Origin of the sequence: Micromonospora sp. DT68, assembly GCF_049847245.1 — a bacterium.
GTDB classification, from domain to species: domain Bacteria; phylum Actinomycetota; class Actinomycetes; order Mycobacteriales; family Micromonosporaceae; genus Micromonospora; species Micromonospora profundi.
In genome coordinates this window covers 1-19,759 of sequence record NZ_JBNCNZ010000025.1, presented here as the reverse complement: position 1 = coordinate 19,759, position 19,759 = coordinate 1, and the positions used below count along the sequence as shown (strand labels likewise).

15 protein-coding genes are annotated in these 19,759 nt (G+C 68.8%); 7 read left to right on the top strand and 8 right to left on the bottom strand.

The genetic code is table 11. The features are described from left to right. Window positions 1-88 precede the first annotated feature (88 nt). From ACPXB1_RS28600 to ACPXB1_RS28575, 6 genes are read right to left on the bottom strand one after another with little or no spacing between them, the layout of a single operon-like run. Window positions 89-2,650: an ABC transporter permease gene (locus ACPXB1_RS28600; RefSeq protein ID WP_167944438.1), complete on the bottom strand. Its 2,562-nt coding sequence runs from the start codon at window positions 2,648-2,650 to the stop codon at window positions 89-91. Beyond that, window positions 2,650-3,351 (bottom strand): ABC transporter ATP-binding protein, encoded by a 702-nt coding sequence (locus ACPXB1_RS28595; RefSeq protein ID WP_053657748.1) that lies wholly within the window; start codon window positions 3,349-3,351, stop codon window positions 2,650-2,652. The genes ACPXB1_RS28600 and ACPXB1_RS28595 overlap by 1 nt, the downstream gene beginning before the upstream one ends. A gap of 55 nt (window positions 3,352-3,406) precedes the next feature. Then, window positions 3,407-3,922 carry a flavin reductase family protein gene (locus ACPXB1_RS28590; RefSeq protein ID WP_053657746.1) on the bottom strand — a complete coding sequence of 172 codons (516 nt, stop codon included), beginning with the start codon at window positions 3,920-3,922 and terminating at the stop codon, window positions 3,407-3,409. Beyond that, window positions 3,919-6,828 (bottom strand): lantibiotic dehydratase, encoded by a 2,910-nt coding sequence (locus ACPXB1_RS28585; protein ID WP_355597387.1) that lies wholly within the window; start codon window positions 6,826-6,828, stop codon window positions 3,919-3,921. Before ACPXB1_RS28585 ends, ACPXB1_RS28590 begins: the two co-directional genes overlap by 4 nt. Continuing rightward, window positions 6,825-7,691 carry an LLM class flavin-dependent oxidoreductase gene (locus ACPXB1_RS28580; protein ID WP_167944442.1) on the bottom strand — a complete coding sequence of 289 codons (867 nt, stop codon included), beginning with the start codon at window positions 7,689-7,691 and terminating at the stop codon, window positions 6,825-6,827. Before ACPXB1_RS28580 ends, ACPXB1_RS28585 begins: the two co-directional genes overlap by 4 nt. A gap of 1 nt (window position 7,692) precedes the next feature. Continuing rightward, window positions 7,693-9,528, bottom strand: coding sequence for an ABC transporter ATP-binding protein (locus ACPXB1_RS28575; RefSeq protein WP_167944444.1), 1,836 nt, complete (start codon window positions 9,526-9,528; stop codon window positions 7,693-7,695). A 712-nt stretch (window positions 9,529-10,240) separates the two neighbouring features. Between ACPXB1_RS28575 and ACPXB1_RS28570 the strand changes: the two genes are divergently transcribed. From ACPXB1_RS28570 to ACPXB1_RS28545, 6 genes are all read left to right on the top strand, one after another. After that, window positions 10,241-11,425 carry a lanthionine synthetase LanC family protein gene (locus ACPXB1_RS28570; RefSeq protein ID WP_355597384.1) on the top strand — a complete coding sequence of 395 codons (1,185 nt, stop codon included), beginning with the start codon at window positions 10,241-10,243 and terminating at the stop codon, window positions 11,423-11,425. Then, window positions 11,422-11,640 carry a hypothetical protein gene (locus tag ACPXB1_RS28565; protein ID WP_167944446.1) on the top strand — a complete coding sequence of 73 codons (219 nt, stop codon included), beginning with the start codon at window positions 11,422-11,424 and terminating at the stop codon, window positions 11,638-11,640. The genes ACPXB1_RS28570 and ACPXB1_RS28565 overlap by 4 nt, the downstream gene beginning before the upstream one ends. Next, entirely contained in the window at window positions 11,637-12,878 is a 1,242-nt protein-coding gene (locus tag ACPXB1_RS28560) for a YcaO-like family protein (RefSeq protein ID WP_167944447.1), read from the top strand. Before ACPXB1_RS28565 ends, ACPXB1_RS28560 begins: the two co-directional genes overlap by 4 nt. Next, complete coding sequence (locus ACPXB1_RS28555; RefSeq protein ID WP_355597380.1) at window positions 12,875-14,287, top strand: TfuA-like protein; 1,413 nt, start codon at window positions 12,875-12,877, stop codon at window positions 14,285-14,287. The genes ACPXB1_RS28560 and ACPXB1_RS28555 overlap by 4 nt, the downstream gene beginning before the upstream one ends. Then, window positions 14,284-15,987, top strand: coding sequence for a tryptophan halogenase family protein (locus ACPXB1_RS28550; protein ID WP_167944451.1), 1,704 nt, complete (start codon window positions 14,284-14,286; stop codon window positions 15,985-15,987). Before ACPXB1_RS28555 ends, ACPXB1_RS28550 begins: the two co-directional genes overlap by 4 nt. A 181-nt stretch (window positions 15,988-16,168) precedes the next feature. Then, complete coding sequence (locus tag ACPXB1_RS28545) at window positions 16,169-16,792, top strand: hypothetical protein (protein ID WP_167944452.1); 624 nt, start codon at window positions 16,169-16,171, stop codon at window positions 16,790-16,792. A gap of 51 nt (window positions 16,793-16,843) precedes the next feature. On the opposite strand, the gene ACPXB1_RS28540 is transcribed toward ACPXB1_RS28545, so the two are convergent. Together ACPXB1_RS28540 and ACPXB1_RS28535 are read right to left on the bottom strand one after the other, a co-directional pair. Continuing rightward, a complete protein-coding gene (locus ACPXB1_RS28540) occupies window positions 16,844-18,133 on the bottom strand; it encodes a cation:proton antiporter (protein WP_167944453.1) in 1,290 nt (429 codons plus the stop codon). Further along, on the bottom strand, window positions 18,130-18,795 hold the full coding sequence (locus tag ACPXB1_RS28535) for an LmbU family transcriptional regulator (protein ID WP_245241320.1): 666 nt from the start codon (window positions 18,793-18,795) through the stop codon (window positions 18,130-18,132). The genes ACPXB1_RS28540 and ACPXB1_RS28535 overlap by 4 nt, the downstream gene beginning before the upstream one ends. Window positions 18,796-19,262: 467 nt before the next feature. On the opposite strand from ACPXB1_RS28535, the gene ACPXB1_RS28530 reads away from it, so the two are divergent. Then, window positions 19,263-19,613, top strand: a complete 351-nt coding sequence (locus tag ACPXB1_RS28530; protein WP_425736033.1) for a hypothetical protein — start codon at window positions 19,263-19,265, stop codon at window positions 19,611-19,613. Window positions 19,614-19,759 lie beyond the last annotated feature (146 nt).

Here is a 19,759-nt window from a genome sequence, read left to right as displayed (position 1 = left end):
TTGGGGGGGGTTTTTTTTTTTTTAACCGCCCCGGGGGGGGGGCCCGCCCCCCGGCGGGCCCCCCCCCCCCGCGGGCGGGGCTCAGCGGCTACTCCCGAGCGAGCGACCGAACGATCGGCAGGCGGGCCGCGCGGCGGGCCGGGACCAGCGTGGCGCCCAGGCCCACGACGATGGCCAGCACGGCGAACATCGCGATCTGCAGACCCGGGAAGGAGAAGACCGCCGCGGCGCTCCAGCCCATCGCCGCAGCCACCGCCCAGCCGAAGCCGACACCGAGCGTAATGCCCGCGGCGGCACCCAGAGCGACGACGAAGACTCCCTCCGCCATCAGCGTACGGCTGAGCTGCCGTCGGGTCAGACCGAGCGCCCGCAGCAGCGCGGACTCCCGGGTGCGTTCTACGATCGACAGCGACAGGGCGTTGGCCACGCTGAAGAAGGAGATCAGCACCGACAAGCCGAGCAGGGACATGAGCAGGCTGCGCAGCGTCCCCACCGCGTCGCTCCACTGCTTGACGCTCTGGGCGCTACTGACCGGTGTCACCTCGGGGTGACCGGCGACCGCGTCGGTAACCGCCTGTTGCAGAGCGGCGTCGGTGACGCCCTTTGCCCTGGTCAGCTGTACCGCTGAGACCGGCACCTGCGGCGCGACGCGGGCAAGATCCCCGGCCGCCACGGCGAATGGGCCCAGCGGGGACATGTTGTCCAACAACGCCACCACGGTCAGCTGCAGGTCTGCCTGCCCGCCGGCTGCCTTGGCGTCAAGCCGGTCCCCCACCGTCACCTTGAGCTGATCGGCGAGGGCCTCGTCGAGCGCCACCTTGCCGACGCCGAAGCCGCGCAGCGTGCCTTTCGCCACCGCGTCGGGCGCGGCGAGCCCAATGGTGTCGTCGACGCCTTTCATCCGCAGCTCCCGACCCTTGACGGTCACCTCGGTGGCGGCGCTCGGGCCACGCACGCCGACGACGGCGCCGACCTCGGAGCGGCCCTGCAGATCGGTCATGACCTGGGCAGCGCCCGTATTCGCGCCGTCCAACCGCAAGGTGTAGGCGAACGGAAAGTTGCGCGCGAAGCTGCTTTCGACGGAGGTGGTGGCGGCCGCGGCGATCGTGCTGACCACTGTGACGAGGGTCAGGCCGATGCAGAGCGCTGCCGCCGTGGTCGCCGTCCGCTCCGGGTTGCGCCGGGCGTTCTCCGCCGCCAGCCGGCCGGGGTGACCGGCGAGCGGGCCCAGGATCCGGGTGGCGAGCACACCCAGCCGGGGAATCGCCAGCGGTGCAGCGATCAGCACCGCCGCGGTGAGCAACAGCGCGCCGGCCAGGACGGCATAGAGCGGCGGTCGCCCCGGCTCGTCGGCGACGCGGGCCGCGACGACCCCACCGGCGAGCAGCACGAGGGCGAGCGTGGCGAACACGCTGGCGACCAGGCGCCGCCGCCCGGCGCCCCGGACCGGCCCGGTCGCGGCGTCCCGCAACGCGGAGATCGGGCGAGCCCTGGCCGCTCGTACCGTTGGGACCAGGGCCGCCAGCGTCGCGACCAGCGGGCCGACCAGCAGGGCGACCACCGCGGTGCGCGGCTCGAACTGGATCGGCGCGCCGCCGGTGTCGATGCCGTCGTTACCGCCGAAGAACCGCAGCATCAGCAGCGCCGCGCCGAAGCCGAAGATCAGGCCGACCACGGAGGCGAGCAGTCCGAGCACCGAGGACTCGGTCAGGTTGCCGGCGAAGACCTGCCGCCGGGTCGCTCCGACGCAGCGCAGCAGAGCCGTCTCCCGCAGACGCTGGGCCACGACGACGGAGAAGGTGTTGTAGGCGACGATGCCGGCGATGAGCAGCGAGACCCCGGCAAACAACATCAGCGCGTTGGTGAAGGAGTCAAGATCCCGCGCGGCGTCGCTGGCCTCCTGCGCGCGCACGGCCTCGCCGGTACGCACCGAATACTGGTCGCCGACCTGCTGGGCCACACGGTTGCGCAGTTGCTCCTGACTCAATCCCGCGACGGCGAGGGCTTCGATGCGTCCGTACGCGGTCGCTCTGAGCACGGCGGCGGCTGCGCTGTCCAGCAGACCCACCACCGCGGAGTCGCCAAACTCGGCGCGGCGGTCGCTCACGTCGATGAGCCCGGTGACCGTGTACGTGCGTTCCTCGCCCCCGCCGGATCCGCCGACCTTGAGCTGCTGACCCACGTCGATCCGCTGTGCGACGGCGGTATCGGAGTCGAGCGCGATGTCGGTGGGGCCGCTCGGCGCCTGTCCCGAGACGAAGGTGACGTCCCGCAGCCGAGGCTCGTCGGCGATGCCGATGACTATGGAGCGATTCGGGGAAGCGGCCAGGCGCCGCCCGTCCGGGCCGTTCGCGGCGACGGGTCCCCAGAGTTGCCCGCGCGCCGCCGCGACCCCGTCGATCCTGCCGACCTGCTCGAGCAACGCCGCCGGCACCGTCTTGGCGCTGCCGGCCAGGTCGTCCGTCTTGCGCTCGACCACAACGCTCAGCGTGGCCGGAGTGCTGCTGAGCTGGTCGAGCAACACCTGCCGCATGGTGTCGGTGACCATCAGGGTGCCGGACACGAAGCCGACGCCGAGCGCCACGGCGAGGCCGGGCAGCAGCAGCCGCGACACCCGGTAGGTGACATTGGCCCATGCAAGCCCGAACATCAGCGCTGCTCCAGCTTCTTCAGGGTGTCCGACATCAGCTCGGCGGTGGGCTGCGTCAGCTCGACGACGACGGCGCCGTCGACCAGGAAAAACACCCGGTCGGCGTAGCTGGCCGCGACCGGATCGTGGGTGACCATGATGACGGTTTGCCCGAGCTCACGGACCGACGTCCGCAGGAAGCCCAGGACCTCGGCGCCCGACCTGGTGTCGAGGCTGCCGGTGGGCTCGTCGGCGAAGACGACCGCCGGCCGGGTCACCAAGGCCCGCGCGGTGGCCACCCGGACCTGCTGGCCGCCGGAAAGCTGGGCCGGCCGGTGCCCGAGCCGGTCGGCGAGCCCCAACACGCCGACCACCCGGTCGAACCACTCCTGGTCCGCCTTGCGCCCTGCCAGGCCGAGCGGCAGCAGGATGTTCTGCCGCGCGGTCAGGGCCGGTAGCAGGTTGAACGACTGGAAGATGAAGCCCACCTTGTCGCGGCGCAGCTTGGTCAACTCGGTGTCACCGAGACCGGTGATGTCGATATCCGCGATCCGGACCGAGCCGGAGGTCAGGCTGTCGAGCCCGGCGAGACAATGCAGCAGGGTGGACTTCCCGGAGCCGGACGGTCCCATCACCGCGGTGAAGACGCCCGAGGGGAAATCGACATTCACCTCCCGTAATGCGTGGACTGTGGATTCGCCTGATCCAAAGCGCTTGCACATGTCCGTGCCGACAAGGGCGGAAGGGACGACGGTCTGCACTGATCTTCCTCCAAGGCTACGCCGATTTAGGCCACACCTTATACCGTCCGAAACAGTGCAAAAGCGGTGTCGGGTCGTCATCAACGGTCGTGACCGCCTCGACGGAGCCGACCACAATGGTGTGATCGCCCGCTTCGACCATCCGAACGACGCGGCATTCACTAACCGCGTGCGCGGCCTCCACCAGCCACGGCAGCGCCAATGTGGCGGTCGGGCGCCAGGCGGTGCCGGCAAATCGATCATGGCCGGGTGCGGAGAACTGATCAGCGGCGGACCGGCCCCGTTGACTCAGCAGATTTACGGCAAAGATTCCACCCACGCGGATCTGCGCGAGAGTGGTGCTCACATTGCTGATGCAGACGAGGAGCATCGGCGGCTCGAGCGACAGCCCGCTCAGCGACGAACACGTGAAGCCGACCGGCTGTCTTCGGCCGTCCAGCGCGGTCACGACGGCGACCCCGGTCGGGAAGCCGCGCATGAAGTTGCGGTAGGTCTGGGCGCTGCCCGTCGCAGTCACCGGGGTCGTGGTCACTGCTGCGCTCCCGCCGTGTCAACGGATCGGGCCCGGCGTTCCAGCACCTTGCGGTCGGCGAGGTCGTAGGCGAGGAATTCGAGGCGCCGGCCATCCACCATGAACAAGCGGTTGCAGTGCATGTGCAGCACGGAGGCGGCAATGGGCATCGGCAGCGACCCGCCACTGGTGGCGATCAGGTCGGTCAGCCGCAGTAACGTCACCCCGTCTACGGTGGCCGAGGCGAGGTAGGCATCCAGGTCGGCCCGATGTCTCCGGAAGAATCTGCCGCGCACGTTGCGGGTGCCGCCGTATTCCAGGCCGAGACCGTCGCGGCAGCGGCACAGGAAGTCGTGCTGCTGATCGAGGGTGCTGGTAAGCCTGCCGGTCCAGGCGAGGATGTCGGCGACGCTCTGGTAGAGGCGGAGCTGTTCGGGCGTACCCGAAGCCACCAGCCGGGCCACCGCTGCGCTGTCGGCGGTGAACAGCGCCTCGGCCTTGCGCAGCGAGGAGTGTCCGCCGTAGCGGGCCACCTCGGGGATGTACTCGTCCATCACGGCTCGGGTGATCAGTCCTTCGGCGCGCAGCGCGGTGGCGAAGGCGTCCATCGCGGTCAACACGCCCGGCCGGTGCTCCGGCCCGGCCGGGCGCATCCGGACCCGCAGGTGAAAGCCTTCGTCGAGGTAGCGCAGGAAGAACCAGTCGTCGATCAGGCCGGCCTCGCCGAGCCGCTCGACGTGCCTGGCGATCCGGGCGAGCACCGCGTCGGCAGCCGACGATCCGCAGTAGAGCTTGAAGTACACCCAGGCGAGCCCGGCCCGCGGGTCGAAAGGTGCCACCGGCAGCCGGCGTCGCGGCAGCTTCTCCTCCCGGCGCAGCGGGATGGTCACCTCGCACACGTGCCGCCCGGTCGGTCCGACGGCCGTCGGGCTCTCGATGTGCGGCAGCTCGGTCAGCTCCACGCGTTCGTTCTTTGCCGGCCGGGTCAGCGCCAGCGCGATCGATCGGGCCGAGTCGACGTCGACGGGCAGCAGGCGGTCGTCCTCCCCGACACCGACGAAGCGCCGCTTCCCCAGACCGGGCAACCGGCGGCGCAGCTCCGCGGACGGGTCGTCCGAGACCAGCACCTCCTTGACGGCCGCACCGGTCAGCGCCCAGATCTCCGGTGCGACGATCACCCGGCCGCAGACGACCCGGGGTAGGTGCGGCTGAGGGCTCAGCGCGCCCCAGGACCAGCCCACGGCGCCCGGTGACACCATCATGCCGAGGAAACTGTAGATCGGATCGAGGCCCGGCGCGGTCACGTTGTGGGCGGCGTTCATCTCAAGGATGACGTCCCGCCCGGTGACGCTGTCGCGCAGCCGCAGCGTTTCGCCATCCAGGCGAAGCCGCAGCCGGTCCAGCGAAAGTGATCCGTCGCCGCCGCCGCCGAGGGCGACGTCGTGCCGGAAGACCCGCGGCCGCACCAGGGCGTTGCTCACCCGACCGCCCGGCGAGTAGACCAGCTCGGCATGCAGTGGCGCATCTGGATCGTCGGCATCCTCGGCAGTCGCCTCGGACCAGGCGCGCACCGCCTCGGTCGTCTCCTCGCGCCCGACCACGAACCGGGCGATCAGCGCCAGCGACGTCCGCTGGTAGCCGGCCGTGAGCATGCTGTCGAAGCGGCCCTCGTGGTTGTCGAGCAAGGACGCGAGCAGCCCGCGGCTGGTCGTCCGAGGCACACCCGGCAGCTGGGAGATGTCGATCTCGCCGCCGTGCTGGGCCCACTCGCCGAACAACCGGAGCAGTTCCCGGGGCACCTCGACCAGAGGACGGGAATGCTGCATCGTCACTTCGGCCTGCTGCGCCAGCGGCGAGACGTTGCGGTCGCCGGGCTGCAGCACGCCGTTCTCGAGGTCCAGCGCTTCGAGCAGTGGCACCTCGGCGTCCTCGTAGCGGCGCCGGAACGCCTTGCGGAACTCGGTCAGCAGCACCTGCCTGCCGAATAGCTTCTCGACCCGCCGGACCACGTCGGTCAGGTCCTGCACCGTGCGCCGATCGAGCGTCGCGGCCGCGAGGTCCATCTCCAGGTCGAGATGGAAACGCCGGTTCGGTGGCACGTCCGCCAGCGACGGGACCTCCTCGACGAAGCGCCGGAAGGCGGCCTCCAGACGGCCTCCGAGTGCGGGCTCGATCCGGCGCAGGGTGCGCACCTCAGCACCGAGCCCTGCCAGGGCACCGGCGCGGAGCTGGTCACCGATCCGATCCAGGGTCGACAGGGCGAGGTCGAATGGTTCGTCACCCGGGCGCACAAGATCGATGGCAGTGGTGAGCAGTTCGCTCTGCACCGCACGATCGACGAAGGATCGCAGCGCGGCGCGCGACGTCCCGGGGAAGCGACCCTCGAGTGCATCCAGCAGTTCGCCGGCCAGCAGAGTCTTCTCGCCGACGATGTCGAGCACGGTGTCGATGGCCGCGGTGCCCCGCACGCTCATCATGTCGGCGGTCGCGTCCCCTGCCTTCATGTAGCGCAAGCCACCGGCCTGCCGCCGCAGGGTGCGGTTGCGGCGTAACGGCCGACGGTCGGGGTCCGCCACGGCGATCGCCTCGGCGACCAGGCGTTCGAGCAGCTCGAAATCCACCCGGATCCCCGCCCGGTGCCGCTCCCGCGGGCCGAGCTCTATGCGCCGGTCCGCGCCGACCTTGACGTGCCGCGTGCCGGCGAGCAGCCCGAACGGGGTGGCGCGGCCGCCCATCCTGGCGATGTAGCGCATCGTGGTCTCGTGCGGCCGGGGCGGTTGCTCGCCCGGTATGCCCTCCGGCGAACTCCACGCCAGGTCGACGACGGACCGGACCAGGTCACCGCCAGTGTCGTCACGGGCGAGCAGGTCAGCGGCCTCCTCGACGCTGAGCAGGGGGATCCGCGCCATGGCGAAATCGGTGGTCATCGTCGCGGGCTCCGTTCCGTGGTTTCGGGCCTGGCGGAAACCAGGTCGTAGATCTCACGAAGCGCCCGCAGGTGGTCGTCCCGCCGGCTCGACGTCTCGATCAGGATCACTTCGTCCGCGCCGGTCAGCCGCAGAACGTTGGCGATGGTCTCGGCGCAGTCCGCCGCCGTGCCGGTGGTCACCGCATACGGCTGCCGGTCCGCGTCGACGAGGGCTCGCCGGGGATCAGCATTCGCGGCCACCGCGACGGCGACCGCCGTGCTTCCGGAGGAACCTCTGGCCCGGTACTTCTCCAGCGCGCGCATGCAGGTATCGAGATCGGGGTTGAGGAACAGGCCGTGGCAGTAGTTGGCCCCGGCGTCGGCAGCCGTACCGGCCGAACCTCCGCCCGCGCCATGCATCCACAGTTCGTACGGCTCGGTCAGCGGCCCGGTGACCTCGCTGCCCGTCGCTAGCGTGCTGAGCAGGTCCTCGACCGCGCGGTCAAGCTGCTGGTCGTCCTTGGCTAGCCGACTGAGGAACTCCGCGCTCGCCCCGCGCCCGATGCCGACGTCGAGCCGGGGGCCGCAGAACGCGGCGGCGGTCACAAAGTCCTCGGCTGTCAACGACGGGTCCCGGAGCCGCAGCAGGCTGACCGCGGTGCCGACCCGAGCCCGGGTGGTGTGGCTGCCCAGCACCGCGACGATCGGCAGGGGATTGGTGCTGGCCGAGCCGGGGCCGTGGTGCTCCGGCACCCAGATCCGCCGGTATCCGATCGCTTCGGCCGCCATTGCCCCGGCGAAGGCGGTGCGGTGCTTGTCCGCCACGGCCGTGCCGCAGGACAGGTCCAGATATTCCAGGACTCCCAACGGGGCTTTTGTCATGTCACGACACCGTTCCCGCCGTCGGCGTCACCTGGTAGGCGCTGGCCTGCAGCGTGTACATCTCCGCGTAGAGACCGCCCGCCGCCATCAGGCTGTCGTGCGTGCCGCGTTCGACGATCCGGCCGGCGTCGAAAACGAAGATCTGGTCGGCGTCGCGGACGTTCGAGAAGCGGTGCGACACCAGGATGCTGGTCTTGCCACGCAGCACCTCGCGGAGACCTCTCAGCAACGCGTGGTCGGCGTGCGCGTCGAGCGCGGAGGTCGGCTCGTCCATGATCACCAGTTCGCGGTCGCGGTAGACGGCGCGGGCGATGGCCAGGCGCTGAAGCTCGCCGCCGGACAGTGACGTGCCGTCGCCGAACTCGGGCCCGAGCGCGGTGTCAATGCCTTGTCGAAGACTGCCGACGAGGTCGTCTGCTCCGGCGGCGGCCAGCGATTCGCGCAGCCGGCCGTTGTCGCGGTCGCGTCCGATGTCGCCGAGCCCGACATTGTCGGCGATCGAGAAGTGATACGTCATGTGGTCCTGGAACACAGCGGTGACCCGGTCGCGCAGACCCTCACGGTCCAGGTCGCCGGTGTCGACGTCGTTCCAGCGCACCGTGCCGTCCGCCGGCTCGTACAGGAAGGCCAGGATCTTGGCCAGGGTCGTCTTGCCGGAACCGTTCGGCCCGACGAAAGCGATGAGCTCTCCCGCACGGATCGTGAGGGAGACGCCGTCCAGGGCGGTCCGGTCGCCACCGGGATAGGCGAACGTCACGTCACGGACCTCAAGCCGGCGCAGGGGCTCCGGGCGCTGCTCGCTGTTCCGGCTGGTCTTCGCCTGCTCGACCTGGTCGTAGAAGGCCTGCTGATCGCCGAGGAAGAGACCAGCCTCGGACAGTTCGGCGATCGGGCCGCCCAACCCGCCGACGGCGGCAGCCAGCCGGCTCAAGGCGAAGATCGTGGTCAGCAGGGTGGCCGTGTCCATCGAACGGGTGGTGTAAAACCAGGCGAGAGTCGCGATCGCGACGGACAGCACGAGTCCGACGGTGATCTGACTGAGCGCGTGCTTGCGCCACTGCCGGGCCATCATCTGCCGAAGCTCGGCATAGCGCTCGACCGACAACTGCCGGTATTGCTCCGCGAAGTGGCCGGTCAGCCGGAACGATCGGCCCTCAGCGGCGGGCTGACGGCCGATGATGAGCTGGCCCAGATACCGGCGGCGCCGCTCCAACGGGGTGATGTTCTGGAAGTAACTGAATCTGTCGCCGGCCAGCGCAGACGAGATCAACATGATGGGCGCGGCCGCGATCAGCATAATCGGTAGTAGCAGCGGCTCCAGCACCACCAGCAGCGCGGCGACGGCGAGGATCTGGAAGATGGAGGCGACCAGGCCGGTCACCCCGCGTACGACTTGGCGCGGCTTGTAGTCGGCTGTCGTCTCGGCGCGGCTGATCCGGTCGTGCACGATCGGGTCATCGAAGTCGGCCAGTTCGAGCGAGCCGATGGCCTGATGCATGCGAACGGCGCTGAACTGCCGGACCCGCTCCAGCAGCAGCTCTTCCAAGGTGTATCTCAGGTTGTTGAGGAACTGCACCAGCACAGTGACCAACACTGCGCCAACCAGCCAGGGCAGCAGCGGCCCCAATGACGGCCGGGCCATGCTGGTGCTGGTCAGGAAAACGCCGGCCCCGCCCCGGAAGATCAGCAGCAGTCCGACCCCGAGCAGACCCTCCAGCACCGGCAGGACAATGAGGACGAAGCTGAACAGCGACCGGCTGGCCAGCCAGCTGAGCTGCAATGCGCCGGCAATGTTCGCCGGCATCGAGCGCCGCGAACCCGGGTCACGAAGTGCCATGCGTGTCCTTCCCAACGTGCACTGATGGTTGCGATGCCGCTGCCGGCAAATCCATGATGGGCGGGCGGCGCATCGTGTGATGCGCCGCCCGCCCAGCCGAATCCCTTACGAGACCGTCTCAGCGGCCCGTACGCGGGTATTCGATCAGCAGGAACACGTCGAGGCGTCACACACTGAACCGCAGGTCGCGGTGCAGCTCCAGCACGTGGTCGTGGTGGTCCAGCCACCGGCCTCCGGCGACTGGATCGTCAGCGGAGCCTGCTTGGTGCTGTTTGGAGCGGAGAAAACCTCCACGTCGACCGCAAGGTCGATTGCCTCAACAACATTTTTAGCCATTCTTTCACCTCCTCCCAATGTCGATGCCGCCGCCCTTTAGGAAGCGACAGCGGAACCATACGAAACGACTCAGGCCAAAGGCAATACCCGGCCACCGAAAAGCGTTCATGTACGTGCAACAACGGTTTCGACGAGGATTCCGAGGCAACCGGGCCGGGCAACTCGCCGTCCCGCCGGCGAGACGAACCCGGCTACGAGGACAGCCTTGAGCAGGCACTGCGTCTAACCGACAGTGAGTGGGGTCGCGCATTTACTTGACAATTCATGGCGTACGTAGCACATTTCATCAAGCGTTCCCGTGGCGATTTGCTACGTCGTCTCAATGCCGACGTTTCCCTTTACCGAGCCTGCCCGACCGACGGCTGGGAGGATTATCGTGCCCGAAAATCATCGCACGTCCGAGACCTTCGACCTGGCCCGCCTCATCTATGACGACGCGCGCTCGATGATCCAGGACGGGCCCAATTTCGCAGACATGCTGGACCTGTCCTTCGCCGGGCTGGAGTTCGAGCGCGCGACCGGCGACGGGTTCGCTGCCCGGGACACCTTCTTCGAGGCCATCGACCTGCTTCGGCACTACCGTGACCTGCCGCCGTGGCTCTATGGTGGTGCCGCCCACGCGGCGTGGACAGCGGTGCAGGTATCCCACAGCACAGGGCTGCCGATCCGGGGCCTCGACGGGCTCGATGACATGATCCTCGGCTGGATCGTTGACTTCCCAGCCAGGGAGGCCGTCGACCTGCCCAGCGGCCTACTCGGCCTGGGCGTCTACGCGCTGGGCCACCCGAACGCCGACGTCGCGGAGAAGATGACGGCCGAGACGGTGCGGGCGATCGAGCGGCGGGTCGAGCACGACGACGATGGGATCTTCATCCGGGTCGCGGCCACAGATTTCCGTGAGATTATGAAGCCGCACTCGATCGGCCAGCGCGATCTCGGCATGGCGCACGGCAACGCCGGCCTGGTCGCCTATCTCAGCCGGGTGACGGTCAGCGGGCTGGATAGCGCCGGTGAGGCGGCCCGGTTGCTGCGGCCCGCGTTGAGCTGGCTGATGCGACAGCGCAGCGAGCTCGGCGACGCGCTGTTCCCGCACACCGTCGAGAGCCGCTACGAACCGTCGCGGTCCGCCTGGTGTTACGGCGATCCCGGCGTCTCTTTGGCGCTGGCGGCCGCGGCGACGGCGACCGGCTCCGGTGAGGCGGACGCGATGGCCCGCGAGGCGGCCGCCGTAGTCATCGCCCGGCCGAGCAACCGCGCCAAGGTCGTTGACTCCGGACTGTGCCACGGCGCCGCAGGCCTCTGCTGGTACGGGCGCCGAGCCGCCCAGCAGTGGGACCTGCCGGGCGCCGACCGCCTGAGCGCCTACTGGGTCGACTACGTCCGCTACGAGCGCGCCCAGGGGCCGCTGCACTATCTCACCGCCGAAGGTGTGACCCGCCGTCCCTCCTTCCTGGACGGAGACCTCGGGGTGGCGCTGGCCCTGTTGCAGGAGAGCACCGGACAGCCGGCTGCCTGGGAGGATCGGCTCCTGGGCGGGCCCGTGACCCGGGCCTCGCGATGACCGATCCCGTGGCCGGACTGCCCGCCGTGGTTCGCGCGGCGCTCGCCCGCCTGCTGATCGATCCCGGCCTGGCCCGCGAACTGGCCGACCCCGAGCGGCGGGGCCCACTGATCGCCGAGCTGGGCCTGGCCGGAGTGCCGGAGGCCGAGCTACGTGGGCTGATCGTCGCGCGTGGCGGCGCGGATCCCGGCACGCCCGAGGAGGCCGGAGCGTGACCACACTCTCCGAGCTGCTCGACGCGGGACAAACTCCCCAAGGTCACGGGCCCGGCGGGCAGCGTAGTGTGCCGGTGGACGTGACGCTGGAGCGGATCAGGCCGGTGCTGCCCCGTATGGGAGTGACACGGCTGGCGAACATCACGGGGCTGGACCGGATCGGCATCCCGGTGACCCTCTCGATCAGGCCCAACGGACGGGTGCTCAGCCTCGGCTCCGGCAAAGGGCTCACCCTGCCCGCGGCACTGGTATCAGGGGCGATGGAGGCCCTCGAGCTGCACCACGCCGAGGTGCTGTGGCAGCCGGCGACCGTGCGCCGCACGTACGAGGAGATCCGCGGCGAGATGCCGGTGCCCGAGCCGGCCGACCTGCCGCTCGCCCGCTCGGCGCCGTTTCCCCACGACTGGCCCTACCAGTGGGTGTGCGGCTGGGATATCGTCGCTGGCGAGAAGGTGGCCCTGCCGCTGTCGATGATTCACATGGGTAACCGGCAGAGCCGGATCTTCGACCTCTTCTCGTTCCAGATCACCTCGAATGGGCTGGCCTCCGGCAACACCCTGAGCGAAGCCATCCATTCCGGCCTGCTGGAAGTCATCGAACGCGACGCCACCACATGTCATGCCGAGCGCTGGGAGCGGGGCGTGCCCCCGCCGCCGGCCCACCCGGACGTGCTGGCCCACCGCACGGTCCAGGAGCTGCTAGAGCGGATCAAGAAGACCGGCATGGACATCGTGGTCACCGACTGCACCGTCGACACCCGCGTGCCGGTGTTCCGGGCGACCGTCGTCGACGACGAGGAGCAGACCGCCGGGCGCTTCACCGGCTACGGCGCCCATCTCGACCCCGAGGTTGCCGTGATCCGCGCGATCACCGAGGCCGTGCAGGCGCATACCGTCACCATCGCGGGCTCCCGAGACGATCTCTACCGGCACCGCGAGCTGACTCGGCGGGCCGGTGCCAAGCAGGCCGGTTTCCTGCGGGCCGCCGCGCAACGCCCGGCCGCCGCAGCACCGCAGTCGCGGGCCGCACACACATTCGAGGAAGACGTGCGTCGGCTGATCGCCCTGCTGGGCGACGCCGGCCTGCGGAGGGTGGTCGTCGTCGACCTGAGCGTCCCGTGGTGCCCGGTGAACGTCGTCAAGGTCGTGGTGCCGGGCCTGGAGGGCTACCGCTTCGAGAATTTCGCGCCGGGCCACCGCGCCGTGGCGTTCGCACGGACAGCGGGCGGCGCGGCATGACAGTCGTCGTCTTCCTCGGCCCCAGCCTGCCGTTGAACGAAGCCCGCCGGATCCTGCCGGCCGCCACCTTCCTGCCGCCGGCCCGGCAGGGTGACATGGCGTCCTGGCTGGCGGAGCCGCCCGCCGCGATCGGGCTCATCGACGGTGAGTTCCACCAGTCGCGTTCGGTCTGGCACAAGGAGATCCTGCTGGTACTCGACCGGGGCGTGCACGTCTTCGGGTCCTCCAGCATGGGTGCGCTGCGGGCCGCCGAACTCGAGCAGTTCGGCATGGCCGGCGTCGGTCAAGTCTTCGACCAGTTCGCCTCGGGCGAGCTCATCGACGATGACGAGGTGGCCTTGGTCTACCACCAGGACGACGGCGACTACGTTCACCTCTCCGAACCAATGGTCAATGTCCGCGCGACACTTGCGGCGGCGGAGCTGGCGGGCGTCATTTCAGCTCCGGTACGCGACCTCGCCGAGAAACACGCGAAGGATCTGCCGTACCCACACCGTTCCCGACCCGCTGTGCTACGCCGGTTGCAGGGCGAGGACGTACCGCAGGATCAGCTGGCAGGCCTGGCCGACTTCTGGCGAGACTCCGCCGTGGATGTCAAAGCCGACGATGCCCGTCTGCTGCTGAGCCTGCTGTGCAGCTTCGCCGCCGCGCCTCCTCCACCGCGGCTACCCACGTTCGAACTGGCCCGCAGCAGCAGCCTTGATGCCCTCTACGACCGCGAGCGCCGGGTTCCCGTGTCCGGGCATGGCATCGCCCTCGACACGATCGCGGAGTTCGTGCAGGTGCACCATCCGAATGCCGCGGCCTTGAACGAAGCGGTCCTCGACCGGGCACTGGCCGCGACCCTCGACCAACTCCTGCACATTGAGCCGACCCCCGCCGAGGTCGATCTCGAGATCACCCGGTGGCGGATTCGGCACCACCAAACCGGGGACGCCGACTTTGCCGCCTGGCTGAGCCGCAACCATCAGAGCGCCGAGGAGTTCCGACTACTGGCCCGCGACGCGGCCGGGCGGCGGGCGCTGCGGCGCTGGCTGGTCTACTCCCGGCACGTTGAACGCACAACCCGGCTCACCTTGGACCACCTGCGCTGGAACGACGAATACGAGCGATGGTCACGCGCTGCGGCCGGTCACAACGCGGAGCCCGACGCGGACGACCTGGCCCCGTTGACCGATGACGAGATCACCAAGTTGGTCGGCGAACACGCCTGGTGGGGCGGGCAACCGGTCGATACCGAGCTTGGCAACCTGGCCGAGGAGGCCGGCTTCAACTCCGGTCTGCACCTGTTGTCCGCGCTTGTCGTCGCGAAGCGGCTGCGCGGCCGTCTGCTCGCCAGCCTCCTGGCTGCCGTCGCAGCCGAGCACTCCACGCCGACCCCGGCACCGAGAAAGGATCCGGCGACATGACCGATGGTCAGCTCGACCTACTCATCTCCATGATGGACGCCGACGGGGCGACCCGAGTGCGTGGCTGGCTCAGCGACTCACGCGGCCTCAACGTGCGGCGGTTGTCCGCCGGCAGCGAGCGCACGGCCGACACGATGCCCCGCCCTCGTGCCGACGACCCGCAGGCAGTTCGCCACATCGGCATCATCGGCGGTGGCACCGCAGGTTATCTCACCGCCCTGGCGCTGCGCGCGAAGCGACCCTGGCTCGAGGTGACCCTGGTGGAGTCGACGTCGATACCGATCATCGGCGTCGGCGAGTCCACCACCCCGGCGATGGTGTCCTTCCTGCACCACTATCTCGGCATCGACCCGCACGAGCTCTACCAGAAGGTGCGGCCCACCTGGAAGCAGGGAATCCGCTTCGAGTGGGGTCCGGATCCGGACGGCTTTCAGGCGCCCTTCGACTGGGACACCAACTCGATCGGCATCCGCGGCTCGCTAGCGGCGCAGGGCGACATCAATGCCTCGTCGGTGCAGGCGCTGCTGATGAAGGCGGGCCGAACCCCGGTCTTCGATCTCGGCGACGGCGAGTACCTCTCCTTGATGAAGTATCTGCCCTTCGCATACCACCTGGACAACGCGCGCTTCGTGGCCTACCTCACCGAGCTGGCCCTGGCCAACGGGGTCCGGCACATCGACTCCCGGATCGCCGAGGTGGTCCGCTCCGCCGACGACTGGGTGGATCACCTGCGGATGGCCGACGGGCGGACGCTCAACTTCGACATGTACGTGGACTGCACCGGCTTTCCGTCGGTTCTGCTCGGTAAGGGGCTCGGCACGCCGTATCGCAGCTTTGCCGACAGCCTCTTCACCGACTCGGCGGTCACCGGCAACGTCGACCACGGCGGGCATCTCAACCCGTTCACCACGGCGAAGACCATGGATGCCGGGTGGTGCTGGAGCATCCCGACCAGGGAGAGCAATCACCTCGGGTACGTGTACTCCTCAGCCGCACTGTCCGACGAGACGGCCGCCGACGAGCTGGCCCGACGGTTCCCCGGGGTGAGCGAGCCCCGGCAGGTGCGCTTCCGGACCGGACGGCACGAGCAGATCTGGCGCGGCAACGTGATGGGTGTCGGCAACTCCTACGCCTTCGTCGAGCCCCTCGAGTCCAGCGGCCTGCTGATGATCACTTGGGCGATCATGGCGCTGGTCTCCACGCTGCCAGCCTCCTGGGCTGATCCGCAGCCGCAGGCCCTGGTCAACACGGCGATGGCCGACCGATGGGACGCGATCCGCTGGTTCCTGGCAGTGCACTACCGCTTCAACACCCGCCTGGATACACCGTTCTGGAAGGACGTCCGGGAACGGACCGACATCTCCGGCCTGCAACCGCTGCTGGACGTATACGCGGCCGGTGCGCCGCTGCGGTTCCGGGACAAGCTGACGCTCAGCTTCGCCAACGGGTCCGCACCGACCTTCTACGGCATCGCCGGCATCGATACCATCCTGCTGGGCCAGAAGGTCCCCGCCCGGCTGGTCCCGCCAGCCGAGCCGCTGGAGCACTGGCGGCGCCGCAAGGCCGGCGCCGAGGCCCTGGTACGTCACGCACTGCCGCACGCCGACGCGCTCGCGGCCTTCGACACCGAGCCCCGCCTGCTGAACGAACTCCTCGAGGACTCCGACAGCTGGGCCCGGCCCGGTCTCGCGTTCGGCTGATCACAACCATCTCTCACGATCGGAGACAACGATGTTCTTTGTGGACCGACGGCAGCTACTCAGGATGGCGGCCGGCACCGTGGCGGCGGCCGGGCTAGTCGGCGTCGACGCCGGGCCCGCTTCGGCCACCGCCCGGCCACGACCCCTGCCCCCGGTGCCGGGAATGCACGGAGACCGGGTCATGAACGAGCTGTGGTACGAGTACGAGATGGTCTTCTATTACGATCCGAGCCAGGAGATCCAGGATGCTTATGCAGCCGTCGGCGACGCGTTCGGTGGCTCGGCGGAAGGGCTCTACAACGTCTTCCTGCTGACCCGGCAGGCCGGCACCTACCCCGACAAGTTCTACACCCGGGTCGCGCCGGCGAAGGCCGCCTATCAGGTGTTGTCGAGGGCACAGCTCGAGATCCTGACCAGATGGTGCCGCACGGACCGGGACCTTGCCCGCGCTTTCAGGCTGCTCGGCGAGGGCACTCTCTACGACCCTCGGATGGCGGACGGCTATCACGTGCACATGATGAACACCGGGCCCAACGGTGAGCCGCCGATGAACTGGCACACCTGGCACGCCTACAACCGCGCAATGATCATGCTTGAGATTAGCCCGGAACGTTGGGGCAGGATCGACGAGCTCACCGGCATGGCGTGGGCGGTCCAGAGCATCGCGAAGCCGCAACCGGAGACCCTTAACGCTCCCCTGGACCGGCAGGTCGCCCGCAAGCTGGAGCGGCACTGGTCGCGGCTGACCCCGGACGAGCTGGACGTGGCCTTCGACGCCTTTCCCTACCCACCCGACCTGGGTTGACCGTCGGATGCCGAACGGGCCACCGGATCTCCGGTGGCCCGTTCGGCCGAGTCAAGCGTCCTGTAGTACAGCCCGCCGTTGCTCCTCAGGGGTCTCCTCAATGCGGCGCATGGCGATCCGCAGCAGCGGCGGCGCCATGATCGAGGTCACCACCGCGACCAGCACGATGATCGTGTAGAAGCGGATGTCGAGAATACCGAGCCGCAGTCCGACCGTGGCGATCACGATCTCCACCACCCCGCGGGCGTTCATCGCGGCACCGAGTGCGGTGCCCTCCCACAGCCCGAGCCGGCTCAGCCGGGCGCCGAGATAGGCACCCGCGAACTTCCCTACGATCGCGACGACGAGCGCTGCCGCCGCGACGGCGATCATCTTTCCGCCGGCTAGGGTCGTGAAGTCGACCCGCAGCCCTGCTGTCGCGAGGAACAGCGGCGCGAGGACCGTGAGGACGACGGTGCGCAGCGCACCGAGCCCCCCGGAACCACCTGCCCGGCCCACAAGCGCACCGGCGAGGAACGCTCCGAACACGGCCTCGAGCCCCAGCGCGTGCGAGACCGTCGCACCCACGATGATTACCACGACGATGGCCGGAATTCGTAGCCGAGGCTCGTCGGACGCGTGGATCCGCACCAACAGTCGGCGCAGCAGCGGCAGGCCCACCACCACAGCGACAGCGACGAACGCGACGAGCACCAGGACCGATGTCGCCACCGCCCCGGCTGTCAGCGCGGACGCGGCCATCGCCGCCACGACGGAGAGCATGAACCAGGCCATCACGTCGTCGAGCGTTCCCGCCATCAGCGCCAGCTGGGCGACATCGCGATGCAGCAACCGCATGTCGGTCAGCGTCTTGGCGATGACCGGGATGGCACTGACACACATCGCCACGCTCAGGAAGAGCGCGAAGACGGTGCGGTCCACCCCGGCGGGCAGCAGTTCGCCCGGCAATGCGTGACCGAGCGCCAGGCCCAGCACGAACGGCACCACCAGACCCGCCCCGCTGACCCACACCGCAGCCGACCGGCGGCGCCGGAGCACGGTGAAGTCGAGCTGTGTCGCGGCGAGCCCGACCAGCAGTAGCACGCCGATCTGACTGACCGCGTCAACGAGATGTGCCGCCTCGGCACCCCGCGGCAGCAGCCGCTCCGCGACGCCCGGAGCCACGCTGCCCAGCAGGGACGGGCCGAGCAGCACCCCCGTGCACAGCTCACCGACGATCGGGGGCATCCCGCAACGCATGGCGAGCCGGCCGAGCAGCGTCGCCACCGCCAACAGCAGCGCGATCTGCACGAGAAACCACAGCAGTTGGTCGCCGCCAAGGGGCGGCGCCAGCGGCGTCACCCGTGTGCCTCGATCGCCTCACCTGCCGCAACGCCGCGCTGAGCCGAGTCGACTGCGGCGTTCCGCTGGGCTTCCTCAGTCAGCACGCTGGCGATCCACTGAGGCAGCTCCTGCTGGGCACGTTTCGCCGCCTCCTGCCAGGCCTGCGCCTGTTCCTGCGGGATGTTGACCGACACCCGGACCGCCGAGGCGCGGCTTGTCCCGGCCTCGCTGGCCCGGGCCTCGCGCAGGTTGTTGCGCAGCTGGTTTCTCGACCACTTGAGGCGCTCCGCCTTGTCGAGCCACTTGTCCTGGTCGGGCGGCGGCAGCGCGGCGACCTCGGCGTGGTGCTGGAACGACAGGGTGTGCCGGCGCCGGCCGGCCTGGAATCGGCCCGCCACCCAGGCGTAGTTGCGCAGGGTTTGATAGTCGAGCTCGGTTTCCTTGATCGCGCGCTGATAGCGGTCCGGATAGGTGCGTTGGCCGTAGACGAGCCAGTCACCGAGCCACCAGACTGACGATTCTGAGATCGCCCCGATCCGCAGGCCGATGCGCTTCCACTCCTCCACCGGCAGGTTCGCCCGTATGTGCAGAGAGGTCCGGCGCATGACGGCGAGATCGGGGTTAACAGCATGGGTAGCACCTTGCCTGGAAACGGAACTCCGGCGGGCTGCTGTCGGCATTACTCCTCCGTGTCATCGATGTGCACGACGCAGCCGGAAACCCGGTAATAAAGGTAAGGCGACCTGGCTACGGCGCCACTGCACTCCGGGGCTCCGTGCAGCACGGCACGGCCGGAGTACATGGTGGGCAGCCTGTCGACCGAAAGAACTACCGGCTCGCTGTCGTACAGAGGTCATTGGCACACAGCGGTTTACGAGCGCACCAGGGAAAGGGGCGCCGCGCCGGCAGCAATCATTGCAGCGAAGAGTTGACCATAGCTCCATCCCCCCGTAGATGAGCGTGTGGACATGTGATATTCAAGCAACTCTCAGAATCGCCGCTTGCCCAATGCGTTTAGCTGCGGCCGAGATGATCACGAGTTGCACACCTGTCCACCATAGACCGTCGATACGATGTCGAGCAAGATGCGCATCGATGGATTTCCTGAGTTCAGCTGGTCGCCGCAGGTGGCCCGCCAAATTCGTACGTGCGCAAGCCTTCCACCGACACCGCCGCCCCCCGGGCGCAGTCATCGAGACGACAGAAGACCCTCTACATCCGAGAGGACCATCTCCTGGACAGGATTCGACACGACAGCTGCCTGCGTCGGCACCACCCGGCGATGCGCGACCAGGATCCAGACAGCGTCGCAGGCTACCTGCGGCTCAACAACATGATCATCGTGTGTGACCACGACGCCTGGACCATCGAAACCGACACGGCGGTCCTCCCGCTCACCGCCCCGACGAACGCCCTGACCCGCACAGCAAATATCCCCGCCCAACGGGACGGGGATCGCTCGAAACGCGAAGAGAAATCACGCTTCGTGGGGAAATAATGTGTCCGAGACACGAACCATTGCCCCACCGCCGATTACGCTCGGCACGACTCTCAAGCTCGCGCAAGTCTAAAGGATGTCTCGTAACTCGGTGAAGGCGTTGCCCGGCATGGGTGCTGGTGTCACCCCGCGAGGATGATGTTGTG